This window comes from Salinicola sp. LHM, assembly GCF_034479735.1.
GTDB lineage: Bacteria > Pseudomonadota > Gammaproteobacteria > Pseudomonadales > Halomonadaceae > Salinicola > Salinicola salarius.
Map to the genome: position 1 here is coordinate 209,185 of NZ_CP140261.1, position 12,347 is coordinate 221,531.

At 60.4% G+C, this 12,347-nt stretch carries 16 protein-coding genes; 15 read left to right on the forward strand and 1 reads right to left on the reverse strand.

Annotated elements, in window-relative coordinates:
- The first annotated feature begins 5 nt into the window (after positions 1 to 5).
- From rpsH to rplQ, 13 genes are all read left to right on the forward strand, one after another.
- Positions 6 to 398 (forward strand): 30S ribosomal protein S8, encoded by a 393-nt coding sequence (gene rpsH / locus R5R73_RS00990; RefSeq protein ID WP_071230719.1) that lies wholly within the window; start codon positions 6 to 8, stop codon positions 396 to 398.
- Between the two features lie 9 nt (positions 399 to 407).
- The gene (gene rplF / locus R5R73_RS00995) at positions 408 to 938 is read left to right on the forward strand and encodes a 50S ribosomal protein L6 (RefSeq protein WP_071230720.1); all 531 of its coding nucleotides are present in this window, start codon (positions 408 to 410) and stop codon (positions 936 to 938) included.
- Positions 939 to 947: 9 nt separating this feature from the next.
- A complete protein-coding gene (gene rplR / locus R5R73_RS01000) occupies positions 948 to 1,298 on the forward strand; it encodes a 50S ribosomal protein L18 (protein WP_071230721.1) in 351 nt (116 codons plus the stop codon).
- Positions 1,299 to 1,309: 11 nt separating this feature from the next.
- Positions 1,310 to 1,810, forward strand: coding sequence for a 30S ribosomal protein S5 (gene rpsE / locus R5R73_RS01005; RefSeq protein WP_322528499.1), 501 nt, complete (start codon positions 1,310 to 1,312; stop codon positions 1,808 to 1,810).
- Positions 1,811 to 1,816: 6 nt separating this feature from the next.
- Positions 1,817 to 1,999 (forward strand): 50S ribosomal protein L30, encoded by a 183-nt coding sequence (rpmD, locus tag R5R73_RS01010; protein ID WP_071230723.1) that lies wholly within the window; start codon positions 1,817 to 1,819, stop codon positions 1,997 to 1,999.
- Between the two features lie 3 nt (positions 2,000 to 2,002).
- Entirely contained in the window at positions 2,003 to 2,437 is a 435-nt protein-coding gene (rplO, locus tag R5R73_RS01015) for a 50S ribosomal protein L15 (protein WP_071230724.1), read from the forward strand.
- Positions 2,438 to 3,772, forward strand: a complete 1,335-nt coding sequence (gene secY, locus R5R73_RS01020; protein WP_071230725.1) for a preprotein translocase subunit SecY — start codon at positions 2,438 to 2,440, stop codon at positions 3,770 to 3,772.
- Between the two features lie 30 nt (positions 3,773 to 3,802).
- Positions 3,803 to 3,916 (forward strand): 50S ribosomal protein L36, encoded by a 114-nt coding sequence (rpmJ, locus tag R5R73_RS01025; RefSeq protein WP_031384759.1) that lies wholly within the window; start codon positions 3,803 to 3,805, stop codon positions 3,914 to 3,916.
- Positions 3,917 to 4,045: 129 nt separating this feature from the next.
- Entirely contained in the window at positions 4,046 to 4,402 is a 357-nt protein-coding gene (gene rpsM, locus R5R73_RS01030) for a 30S ribosomal protein S13 (protein WP_071230726.1), read from the forward strand.
- Between the two features lie 36 nt (positions 4,403 to 4,438).
- Positions 4,439 to 4,825 (forward strand): 30S ribosomal protein S11, encoded by a 387-nt coding sequence (gene rpsK / locus R5R73_RS01035; protein WP_009723883.1) that lies wholly within the window; start codon positions 4,439 to 4,441, stop codon positions 4,823 to 4,825.
- A gap of 12 nt (positions 4,826 to 4,837) precedes the next feature.
- Positions 4,838 to 5,458 carry a 30S ribosomal protein S4 gene (gene rpsD, locus R5R73_RS01040; RefSeq protein WP_071230727.1) on the forward strand — a complete coding sequence of 207 codons (621 nt, stop codon included), beginning with the start codon at positions 4,838 to 4,840 and terminating at the stop codon, positions 5,456 to 5,458.
- A gap of 80 nt (positions 5,459 to 5,538) precedes the next feature.
- Positions 5,539 to 6,537, forward strand: a complete 999-nt coding sequence (locus tag R5R73_RS01045; protein ID WP_071230728.1) for a DNA-directed RNA polymerase subunit alpha — start codon at positions 5,539 to 5,541, stop codon at positions 6,535 to 6,537.
- Between the two features lie 95 nt (positions 6,538 to 6,632).
- Positions 6,633 to 7,019, forward strand: a complete 387-nt coding sequence (gene rplQ / locus R5R73_RS01050) for a 50S ribosomal protein L17 (RefSeq protein WP_071230729.1) — start codon at positions 6,633 to 6,635, stop codon at positions 7,017 to 7,019.
- A gap of 177 nt (positions 7,020 to 7,196) precedes the next feature.
- Here rplQ and uvrA read toward each other — a convergent pair whose 3' ends face one another.
- The gene (uvrA, locus tag R5R73_RS01055; protein ID WP_322528500.1) at positions 7,197 to 10,049 is read right to left on the reverse strand and encodes an excinuclease ABC subunit UvrA; all 2,853 of its coding nucleotides are present in this window, start codon (positions 10,047 to 10,049) and stop codon (positions 7,197 to 7,199) included.
- A 160-nt stretch (positions 10,050 to 10,209) separates the two neighbouring features.
- Between uvrA and R5R73_RS01060 the strand changes: the two genes are divergently transcribed.
- Positions 10,210 to 11,592, forward strand: a complete 1,383-nt coding sequence (locus R5R73_RS01060) for an MFS transporter (RefSeq protein ID WP_322528501.1) — start codon at positions 10,210 to 10,212, stop codon at positions 11,590 to 11,592.
- A gap of 34 nt (positions 11,593 to 11,626) precedes the next feature.
- On the forward strand, positions 11,627 to 12,214 hold the full coding sequence (locus R5R73_RS01065) for a single-stranded DNA-binding protein (RefSeq protein WP_322528502.1): 588 nt from the start codon (positions 11,627 to 11,629) through the stop codon (positions 12,212 to 12,214).
- Positions 12,215 to 12,347: the final 133 nt, after the last annotated feature.

Consider the following 12,347-nt stretch of genomic DNA (forward strand, 5'->3'; position numbering starts at 1 on the left):
ATGTAATGAGCATGCAAGATACTCTAGCGGATATGTTTACCCGTATTCGCAATGCGCAGATGGCCACCAAGGAGACGGTTACCATGCCGTCTTCCAAGCTCAAGGTTGAAGTGGCCCGCGTACTCAAGCAGGAAGGCTATATTACCGACGTATCGGTCACCGAAGGCGCCAAGCCCGAGCTGACCGTGACCCTCAAGTACTTCGAGGGCAAGCCGGTTATCGAGCACCTCCAGCGTATGTCCAAGCCGTCACTGCGGATCTACAAGGGCAAGAGCGAATTGCCCAAGGTCGCGGACGGTCTGGGTGTGGCGATCGTTACCACCTCTCAAGGTGTCATGACCGATCGTGCCGCACGCCAGGCGGGTGTCGGTGGTGAAGTCATCTGCACCGTATTCTAGGAGTGAGTAATGTCTCGCGTAGCCAAGTATCCGGTTAAACTGCCCAGCGGCGTCGAAGTGAAATTCGACGGCGACCAGCTGTCCGTCAAGGGTAGCCAGGGCACGCTTGAACTGACCGTGCATCCCGACGTGAAGATCACTCAGGAAGACGGCCAGTTGGTTTTCGCCCCGAGCGAAACGGCGAAAACATGGGCCATGGTTGGTACGACTCGTGCCTTGGTCCAGAACATGGTCACCGGCGCTTCCGAGGGTTTCACTCGGTCGCTGGAAATCAATGGCGTCGGCTATCGTGCCCAGGCTAGTGGCAAGACGCTGAACCTAACACTCGGTTTCTCACACCCGATCGACTACACACTGCCCGAAGGTGTCACGGCGGAAACGCCCAAGAACACCGTGATCGTGCTGAAAAGCGCGGACAAGCAGAAGCTCGGTCAGGTGGCAGCGGAAATTCGCGCGTTCCGTCCGCCGGAGCCCTACAAGGGCAAAGGGGTTCGGTACAGTGACGAACGTGTCCGCCGCAAAGAAGCCAAGAAGAAGTAAGGCAGGGTTATGAACGCGAAGAAAGAATCTCGTCTCCGTCGTGCCCGCCGCGCCCGTGCCAAGATCCGCGATTTGGGTGTGTTTCGCCTGTGCGTCAACCGCACCCCGCGACACATCTATGCGCAGATCATCTCGCCGGACGGCGGCAAGGTCCTGGCCAGCGCTTCCACGCTGGACAAGAGCCTGCGCGAAGGTGCCACGGGCAACGCTGACGCGGCTGCCAAGGTGGGTGCTCTGATTGCCGAGCGCGCCAAGGATGCCGGCATCTCTCAGGTCGCCTTTGACCGCGCTGGGTTCCAGTACCACGGGCGTGTCAAGGCATTGGCTGATGCCGCACGCGAAGGCGGTCTGCAATTCTAAAGGGTTTAACGATGGCGAATAACGAACAGAAGGGCGGAGATCTGCAAGAGAAGTTGGTGCAGGTCAACCGCGTCGCCAAGGTGGTCAAGGGTGGCCGTATCTTCGGCTTCACCGCGCTGACCGTCGTTGGCGATGGCAACGGCCGGGTCGGCTTCGGTCGCGGCAAGGCACGTGAAGTGCCGGTCGCGATCCAGAAAGCCATGGACCAGGCTCGCCGCAACATGGTCAAGGTCAGCCTCAGCGGCAACACGCTGCAGTACCCGGTACGCGCCCGTCATGGCGCGTCCAAGGTCTTCATGCAGCCGGCTTCCGAGGGTACCGGCATCATCGCCGGTGGCGCCATGCGCTCCGTGCTGGAACTGGCCGGTGTGCATGACGTTCTGGCCAAGTGCTACGGTTCCACCAACCCGGTGAACGTGGTTCGCGCCACGATCAAGGGTCTTGAATCCATGCAATCTCCGGAAGACATCGCCGCCAAGCGTGGCCTGTCTGTCGAAGAGCTGGCGGGGTAAGCGACCATGGCACAGACGATCAAAATCACTCAGACCCGCAGCACCATCGGTGTCCTGAAGAAGCACAAGGCGACAATGACCGGTCTCGGTCTGCGTCGGATCGGGCATTCGGTCGAGCTGGAAGACACCCCCGCCGTTCGCGGCATGATCAACAAGGTCAACTACCTTGTTCGAATCGAGGGAGAGTAATCCATGAAACTCAATAGCTTAAGCCCGGCTCCGGGCTCCAAGCACGCCGAAAAGCGTGTCGGGCGCGGCATCGGCTCCGGTCTGGGCAAGACCGGTGGTCGTGGTCACAAGGGCTTGAAGTCCCGCTCTGGTGGTTCGGTCAAGCCGGGCTTCGAGGGTGGTCAGATGCCCTTGCAGCGTCGTCTGCCGAAGTTCGGTTTCACCTCGGCCAAGTCGCTGGTGTCCGAAGAAGTCCGCCTGGCCGAGCTGGCCAAGGTCGAGGGCGATGTCGCCGATCTCGCTAGCCTGAAGAAAGCCAACGTACTCAAGAATGCTACCGAGTACGCCAAGGTCGTTCTGTCCGGCGAGCTGAGCAAGGCGGTTACCGTGCGTGGCCTCAAGGTCACCAAAGGTGCGCGTGCTGCGATCGAAGCGGCCGGTGGCAAAGTAGAGGACTAAATGGCTAAGTCAGGAAACATGCCGGCGAACATGGGTAGTGGTCTCAGCGAGCTGTGGGCACGCCTGCGTTTCGTCTTCATCGCGATCGTGGTGTACCGCATCGGTGCCCACATCCCCGTCCCCGGCATCGATCCTGACCAGCTGGCTGCCCTGTTTCGGGAGAACCAGGGCACCATCCTGGGCATGTTCAACATGTTCTCGGGGGGTGCGCTGCAGCGCATGAGTATCTTCGCGCTGGGGATCATGCCGTATATCTCCGCGTCGATCATCATGCAGCTTCTGACCGCGGTATCGCCTCAGCTCGAAGCGCTGAAGAAGGAAGGCGAAGCCGGGCGCCGCAAGATCAACCAGTACACACGCTACGGCACGGTGTTGCTGGCGCTGATCCAGGCGACGGGCATGTCAGTTGGTCTGGTCAGTCAGGGCGTGGCCTATTCGGGCGACATCAGCTTCTACTTCACGGCAGTCGTGACGTTCGTGGCCGGTGCCGTATTCCTGATGTGGCTGGGCGAGCAGATTACCGAAAAGGGAATCGGCAACGGTATTTCGCTGATCATCTTCTCCGGTATCGTAGCGGGTTTGCCGAGCGCGATTGGTCAATCTTTCGAGCTGGCTCGTAACGATGGGGCCTGGAATGTGCTCCCGTTGCTCGCGCTATCGATTCTCGGGATTGCGACAGTCGCCTTCGTGGTGTTCATCGAACGCGGTCAGCGTCGCATCACGGTGAACTATCCGCGTCGCCAGGTAGGCAACAAGATGTATGCCGGCCAGAGCAGCTATCTGCCGCTCAAGGTCAACATGGCAGGTGTCATTCCGCCGATCTTCGCCTCCAGCATCCTGCTGTTTCCCGGCTCTATCGGGCAGTGGTTGGGTCAGGGCGACGGATTCGAGTGGCTGCAGGTGGCTTCGCAGCAGCTCGCTCCCGGTGCGCCGCTGTACATCATTCTGTTCGCCGCGGCGGTGCTGTTCTTCTGCTTCTTCTACACGGCGTTGGTGTTCAATCCCAAGGATGTCGCCGACAACCTGAAGAAGTCCGGCGCTTTCCTGCCGGGCATTCGTCCGGGAGAGCAGACGGCTCGCTACGTCGACAAGGTAATGACGCGTCTGACGCTGTTCGGGGCGCTCTACATCACACTGGTCTCGTTGATGCCGCAGTTCCTGGTGGTGGCCTGGCAGGTGCCGTTCTACTTCGGGGGTACCTCGCTGCTGATCGTGGTCGTGGTAATCATGGACTTCATGGCCCAGGTTCAGTCTCATCTGATGTCTCACCAGTATGAGTCAGTGATGAAGAAATCGAACCTGAAGGGCTACGGTAGCGGCGGCCTGACGCGCTGAGCCTCCGCGAGAGAGCATTTGGAGAGAACGATGAAAGTTCGAGCTTCTGTAAAGAAAATGTGCCGTAACTGCAAGATCATTCGGCGCAACGGCGCGGTTCGTGTTATCTGCACGGAACCTCGCCACAAGCAGCGCCAGGGTTGATTCTACCCCGAAGCTGCGAGTAAAAGCGGGCCGTGGCATATCCCTTGCCTCGAGAGAGGTTAGGGGGTATGCTATTGCGCCCTTTGTGGACGACTAACGAGCAAGCCGCTCAACATTCGGAGTAAGCTGATGGCCCGTATTGCAGGCGTCAATATCCCGGACAACAAGCATGCGGCGATCTCGCTGACCTACATCTACGGGATTGGCCGCACGCGTGCACAGAGTATCTGTGCTGCTGCCGGCATCGCACCGACCACCAAGGTTCAGGATCTGTCTGGCGAAGAGCTCGACGTTCTGCGTACCGAAGTGGGCAAGTACACCGTAGAAGGCGACCTTCGCCGTGACGTGACGCTGAACATCAAGCGTCTCATGGACTTGGGTTGTTACCGTGGTCTGCGCCATCGTCGTGGTCTACCGCTGCGTGGTCAGCGTACCAAGACCAATGCGCGTACCCGTAAGGGACCGCGTAAACCGATTCGTAAGTAATTAACGTTCCGGCGTTTAAGATCAGGATACATCAACATGGCTAACCCGCGTAGTAACCGTAAAAAGGTTAAAAAGCAGGTCGTGGATGCGGTAGCGCATATCCATGCCTCTTTTAACAATACGATCGTGACGATCACAGACCGCCAGGGCAATGCGCTTTCTTGGGCAACTGCCGGTGGTTCGGGTTTTCGTGGTTCTCGCAAGAGCACCCCGTTCGCAGCTCAAGTGGCGAGTGAACGTGCAGCGACCGCTGCAGCCGAGTATGGTGTGAAAAACGTCGACGTGCTGGTCAAGGGCCCAGGTCCTGGCCGTGAGTCTGCCGTGCGCGCGCTCAATGCCGCCGGCTTCCGTGTACAGAGCATTACTGACGCGACGCCGATTCCGCACAACGGATGCCGTCCGCCGAAGAAACGCCGCGTTTAAGGAGACAGACTCATGGCTCGTTATCTTGGACCCAAGTGTAAGTTGTCTCGTCGTGAAGGAACCGACCTCTTTCTCAAGAGCGGTGTCACTCCCTTCGAGAAGAAGTGCAAATCCGAGCAGATCCCGGGTGTGCATGGCCAGCGCCGTCAGCGTCTTTCCGACTACGGCTTGCAGCTTCGCGAGAAGCAGAAAGTGCGTCGTATCTACGGCGTGCTCGAAAAACAGTTCCGCAACTACTACAAGGAAGCCGCTCGCCTGAAAGGTGCGACCGGCGAATCCCTGCTGCAGTTGCTGGAATGCCGACTGGACAACGTGGTCTATCGCATGGGCTTCGGCTCCACGCGTAACGAATCGCGTCAGTTGGTCAGCCACAAGGCGATCGCGGTCAATGGCCGTACCGTCAACGTGGCGTCCTATCAGGTGCGTCCCGGCGACGTCGTGTCTGTTCGCGAGAAGGCCAAGAACCAGGCCCGTATCCAGCAGGCCCTGTCCATCGCTGCCAACCGCGGCGACGTGACGTGGATCGACATCGATTCGAAGAAGATGGAAGGCACTTTCAAGGCTGTCCCGGAACGCGGTGACCTGTCTGCCGACATCAACGAAAACCTGATCGTCGAGCTGTACTCCAAGTAAGTCTGAGCTCGGGTCGCGATTGCGGCCCGAGACCAGCATTGGGTACCGATATTCGTTTGGCAGCCTGGGAAGGTGTTCATATGCAGCGTTCAGTGACAGAGTTTCTCCGTCCCCGCGACATCAAGGTCGAAGAGGTCAGTGCACATCACGCAAAGATCGTGCTGGAACCCTTCGAACGTGGTTTCGGCCATACCCTGGGGAATGCGCTGCGTCGCATCCTGCTCTCTTCGATGCCCGGCTGTGCCGTGATCGAAGCCGAAATCGATGGCGTGTTGCATGAATACAGTGCCATCGAAGGTGTTCAGGAAGACGTCATCGAGATTCTTCTGAATCTCAAGGACGTGGCCATCAGGATGCACGGCCGCGACGAAGCCGTCTTGACCCTGAACAAGCAGGGCCCCGGTGTGATGACCGCAGGCGATATCGCCGTCGGTCATGACGTCGAGATCGTCAATCCGGATCACGTGATCGCTCACCTCAACGATGGCAGCGAGCTGAAAATGCAGCTCAAGGTCGTCCGGGGTCGTGGTTACGAACCGGCGGATGCGCGACTCTCTGACGAGGACGAATCCCGTGCCATCGGTCGTCTGCAGCTGGATGCCACTTTCAGCCCCGTACGCCGCGTCTCCTATGCGGTAGAGGCTGCACGTGTCGAACAGCGCACCGACCTCGATAAGCTGGTCATCGATCTCGAAACTGACGGCACTCTGGACCCCGAAGAAGCCATTCGTCGCAGTGCGACCATTCTTCAGGAACAGCTGGCCGCCTTCGTCGACCTCGAAGCTGACAGAGAGCAGGAAACCGAAGAAGAGGAAGATCAGATCGATCCGATTCTTCTGCGTCCCGTGGATGATCTCGAACTCACGGTTCGCAGCGCCAACTGCTTGAAGGCCGAGAATATTTACTACATTGGCGATTTGATTCAGCGCACGGAAGTCGAGCTGCTCAAGACGCCGAACCTTGGCAAGAAGTCCTTGAACGAGATCAAGGACGTGTTGGCTTCGCGCGGTCTTTCACTCGGCATGCGGTTGGAAAACTGGCCGCCGGCGAGTCTGAAAGACGACAAGGCTTCTGCCTGAGGAAGATAGCGCCGAGGCTCAGTCTTCGGTGTCGTCGCCTAGCGTCGAATCCAGTGTGCCGACTCGAATCACCAGTTTGGTAAGGAATAGCAATCATGCGTCATCGTAAGAGTGGTCGTCATCTGAATCGGACCAGCTCGCATCGGCACGCCATGTTCAAGAACATGTGCATCTCGCTGGTCGAGCATGAAGTGATCAAGACTACCCTGCCCAAAGCCAAGGAACTGCGCCGTCATATCGAGCCGCTGATCACCCTGGCCAAGCAGGATAGCGTGGCGAATCGCCGTCTGGCGTTCAGCCGCACCCGCTCCAAGGAAGCCGTTGGCAAGCTCTTCAACGAGCTTGGCCCGCGTTACGTCAATCGCCCGGGCGGTTACGTCCGTGTGCTCAAGTGCGGCTACCGCACTGGCGACAACGCGCCGATGGCTTACATCGAGCTGGTCGATCGTCCGGTCGTCGAAGAAGCCGCTGGCGACGAATAAGTCCCAAGCTTCTTGCACGACAAAAAAACCGGCTGCCCAATCACTTGGGCAGCCGGTTTTCTTTTGGCTGGATTTCAGAGGGCTGGATTTCAGAGTCTTGGCCAAGGCCCGGTAAAAAGAGGAGAGGAAAACGCTTGAGATGGCGACACCCTGTACCCGGATGCCGCCCATGCAATCTCAAGCGCGTTTGGCCTTGCGTGCCTTGGGCTCGGGCAGTAGCGGCGCCAGAAAATGGCCCGTATGAGAGTGTTCGAGCGCGGCAACCTGTTCCGGTGTTCCTTCGGCGATGATGCGTCCGCCGCCGGAGCCCCCTTCCGGCCCGAGGTCGATGATCCAGTCCGCGGTCTTGATCACGTCCAGGTTATGCTCGATCACTACCACGGTATTGCCATGGTCGCGTAGCCGATGGAGTACGCCGAGCAACTGACGAATGTCTTCGAAATGCAGCCCCGTCGTCGGCTCGTCCAGGATATAGAGCGTCTGGCCGGTATCGCGCTTGGCCAGTTCGCGCGCAAGCTTCACGCGCTGTGCCTCGCCGCCTGAGAGCGTCGTGGCGCTCTGGCCAAGTCGCACGTAGGAGAGGCCCACGTCCATCAGGGTCTGCAGGCGTCTGGCGATCGCCGGCACGGGGCTGAAGAATTCCAGCGCCTCCTCGATGGTCATTTCCAGCACCTCATGGATGCTCTTGCCCTTGTAGTGGATCTCCAGCGTCTCGCGATTGTAGCGCTTGCCCTTGCAGACATCGCAGGGGACATAGATATCCGGCAGAAAGTGCATCTCGACCTTGATCATGCCTTCGCCCTGACACGCCTCGCAGCGCCCGCCCTTGACGTTGAAGCTGAAACGTCCCGGCTTGTAGCCGCGCGCACGGGCTTCCTGAGTACCCGAGAAGAGCTCCCGAATCGGCGTGAAGATGCCGGTATACGTGGCAGGGTTGGAGCGCGGCGTACGGCCGATCGGGCTCTGGTCGATATCGATGATCTTGTCGAGCTGATCGAGCCCCTCGATGCTGCGATAGGGCGCTGCCGTCAGCGTCGTGGCGCGATTGAGCTCGCGCGCGGCGATCGGCATCAACGTCGAGTTGATCAGGGTGGACTTGCCGGAACCGGAAACGCCGGTCACGCAGACGAACAGGCCCAGCGGCAGTGCCAGATCGACATCCTGGAGATTGTTGCCACTCGCGCCGCGCAGATGAAGCTGCTTGTCCGGATTGACCGGAATGCGATGCGGCGGCACTTCGATACAGCGCTTTCCGGAAAGGTACTGTCCCGTCAGCGATTCCGACGTTGTCTCGATCTGCTGGGGCGTCCCCTGGGCCACGATGGTGCCGCCATGCACGCCGGCACCCGGTCCGATATCGAGGACGTGATCGGCGGCGCGAATCGCGTCTTCGTCATGCTCGACCACGATCACGGTATTGCCCAGATCGCGCAGGCGAATCAAGGTGCGCAGGAGACGGTCGTTGTCGCGCTGATGAAGGCCGATAGAGGGCTCGTCCAGAATGTACATCACCCCGACCAGGCCGGCGCCGATCTGGCTGGCCAAGCGGATGCGCTGGGCCTCGCCGCCGGAGAGCGTGTCGGCACTGCGTTCCAGTGTCAGGTAATCGAGCCCGACATTGACGAGGAACTCCAGACGCGCCTGGATTTCATGAACGATCTTGACCGCGATCTCGCCCTTGCGGCCGGGTAGCGTCACCTGGCCGAAGTATTCCCAGGCTTCGCCCACCGGCATTTGGGTCAGCGTCGGCAGATTATGCCCGTCGATGAAGACATGGCGCGCCTCTCGCTTGAGGCGGGTGCCATGGCAGGTCGGGCAGGGGCGTATGGCCAGGTATTTGGCGAGGTCGTCGCGAACCATCGAGGATTCGGTCTCGCGATAGCGCCGCTCGAGATTGGGGAGTACGCCTTCGAAAGGGTGTTCGCGGGTGACCTTGCGGCCCCGGTCGTTGACATAGCTGAACGCGATCTCGTCCTTGCCGCTGCCGTTGAGCAGCAGATCGCGCTCGTGACGGGCAAGCTCGTTCCACGGCGTGTCCAGCGTGAAGCGGTAATGTTCGGCGACGGCCTGTAGCTGGCTGAAATAGTAGATGCTACGGCGATCCCAGCCCTTGATCGCGCCTTCGGCCAGCGACAGTTCCGGATGGCTGATCAGCTTGTCCGGGTCGAAAAACTGGCGCACGCCGAGGCCGTCGCAGGTCGGGCAGGCGCCGGCCGGGTTGTTGAACGAGAACAGCCGCGGCTCGAGCTCGGAAAGCGAGTAGCCGCAGATCGGGCAGGCGAAGCGTGAAGAGAACGCCAGGTCTTCCTGCTCGCCATCCATGAAGTGGATGATCGCGGTGCCATCGGCCAGGTTGAGCGCGGTCTCGAAGGATTCCGCCAGGCGCTGCTGCAGATCGTCGCGCACCTTGATGCGATCGACGACAACGCTGATGTCGTGCTTGCGCTTCTTGTCGAGCGCCGGTACGTCGTCCAGCTCGACGGTATCGCCGTCGATCACCGCACGCACGAACCCCTGGGCGCGCAGTTCGCTGATCAGTTGCTGATGCTCGCCCTTGCGGCCCTTGACCACCGGGGCCAGCAGCATCAGCTTGGTGCCCTCGGTCAGCGCCAGCACCTGGTCGACCATCTGTGACACGGTCTGGGCCTCGAGCTCTTCGTCGTGATCCGGGCACCGCGGCGTCCCGGCGCGGGCGAACAGCAGGCGCAGGTAGTCGTAGATCTCGGTGATCGTGCCGACAGTGGAGCGGGGGTTGTGCGAGGTCGATTTCTGCTCGATGGAAATGGCGGGCGACAGTCCTTCGATATGGTCGACGTCGGGCTTTTCCATCATCGACAGGAACTGGCGGGCGTAGGTCGACAGGGACTCGACGTAGCGTCGTTGCCCTTCGGCGTAAAGCGTGTCGAATGCGAGCGAAGACTTACCCGAACCGGAGAGACCGGTTACCACGATCAACTTGTCGCGCGGCAGTTCGACATCGATGTTCTTCAGGTTGTGGGTTCGTGCGCCCCTGACCAGAATGCTGTCCATGACTACCTCGTGCTGCGACGCGGGAAACGACCATTATAGGTCGTGGATCAAATGACCGGCAAAGCCGGCTGCTTTCACTGGCGGAAGGCGAGCGGTAAAATGTGTCGCTCATTCCGAACCATCCTCGGCCTGGCCGAGTTCACCAACGTTGTGACCCTCCATGAATTCTCGTTTTCTCGTTACCGAACGACGTGCCATCGTCGGGCTGGCAAGCCTCTATGCTTCGCGCATGCTGGGCCTGTTCATGGTCCTGCCGGTTCTGGCGCTGTATGCCGATCATCTCGATGGTGCCACTCCTCTGCTGGTCGGCATGGCGCTGGGCGGCTACGGCCTGACCCAGGCCATCCTGCAAATTCCCTTTGGGCTGCTGTCCGATCGTATCGGCCGTAAAGCCGTCATCGGCGGCGGCCTCGTGCTGTTCATCATCGGCAGCCTGGTCGCCGCCAACGCTACCTCCATCACCGGTATCATCGTCGGCCGCTGTCTGCAGGGCAGCGGCGCCGTTGCCGGTGCGATCATGGCGTTGCTGGCCGATCAGACCCGTGAAGAGATCCGCACTGCGGCGATGGCGACCATCGGCCTTTCCATCGGCGTGGCGTTCGCCGTCGCCATGGTGGCAGGCCCGCTGGTCGCGGATATCGGCGGGCTTGCCGGCGTGTTCTGGTTCACCGCCGCGCTGGCCGCCTGCGGACTGCTGATCCTGTGGAAACTGGTACCGAAAGCGCCGAGGCGCATGCCGCATCGCGATGTCGGGATCGACCGGCGTCAGCTGCGCGCGACGCTTGCCCAGGGCGATCTGTTACGGCTGGATTTCTCGATTTTTGCGCTGCATCTGATTCTGACTGCCTGCTTCACGGCGCTGCCGTTCCGGCTCGAGGCATTGGGATTCGCGCCGGCGGATCATGGCTGGGTCTACCTGCCGGTGATGGCGCTGGCCTTCGTCGGCATGATTCCGCTGGTCATCGTGGCGGAGAAGTATCGCAAGATGAAGCCCATTTTCATCGGCGCCGTCGCGGCGATGACGCTGATCCTGCTAGGCTTCGGTGAACTGGCAAGCGACCGGGTCACGTTACTTACCCTACTTTGGGGCTTTTTCGTCGTCTTCAATCTATTGGAGGCGACACTGCCGTCGATGATCAGCAAATTGGCGCCGGCAGGTGCCAAGGGGACGGCCATGGGCGTCTACTCGACCAGCCAGTTCCTGGGAGCTTTTCTCGGCGGCACACTGGGCGGGGCGCTATCGCAGGGCTTTGGCGTTCAGAGCGTGTTTCTGGGAGCGGCTGTCGTGGGGGCGATCTGGCTGGCCGTGGTCTGGAAAATGCCCGCGCCACGTCACCTTTCGAGCGAGATCATCGCACTCGACAAGCAATCCATGGACATGCTCGATACACTACTCGACCGTTTTGCCTCGGTGACCGGCGTCGAGGACGTCATGGTGGTACCCGAAGAGCAGGTCGCCTATCTCAAGGTCGACCGTCAGCGTCTGGATGTCGAGATGCTGGCCAGTATCGCAGGTAAACAATGGCAACGAACCGACGCATGAGCGCGTCGCAACGCAGGAATGCGAGGAGACAACGATGGCCAGAGGTGTAAACAAAGTCATCCTGATCGGCAACCTGGGACAGGATCCGGAAGTCCGCTTTCTGCCTTCGGGGAATCCGGTGTGCAACCTGCGCATCGCCACGACCGATAGCTGGACCGACCGTCAGAGCGGCCAGCGCCAGGAACGCACGGAATGGCACACCGTGGTGCTGTTCAACAAGCTGGCGGAAATCGCCCAGCAGTACGTGAAGAAAGGGTCGCGTATCTATATCGAAGGCCGGCTGCAGACCCGTAAATGGCAGGGGCAGGACGGTCAGGATCGCTATTCGACCGAAATCGTCGGCAACGACATGCAGATGCTGGATTCCCGAGGCGGCGGCGGTGACTATGCGCAGCCCCAGGGGCAGTACGGCGGCGCGCCGCAGGATAGTTACGGTCAGCAGGCGCAGCAGGGCAACTATGGCGGCAATCCGCAGCCACAGCAGCGCCCGCCGCAGTCAGGGCAGCCGCAACAGCGTCCACCGCAGCAGGGGCAGCCGGCGCCACAGCCCAACCAGAACCCCAACTACGGCGCTCCCAATCCGGGCAGCTTCGACGATTTCGACGACGAAATCCCGTTCTGACGGACATTCCAGCCAGATGTGGCGGACAATTGCCGTCCGTCATCAACGCCCCGCCAAGCGGGGCGTTTCCGTTTTTGTCGGAAGGGCGGCCGCCTCCCTGGATTCGCAGGCAGCTCTTCCGGGTTTCGTGGTC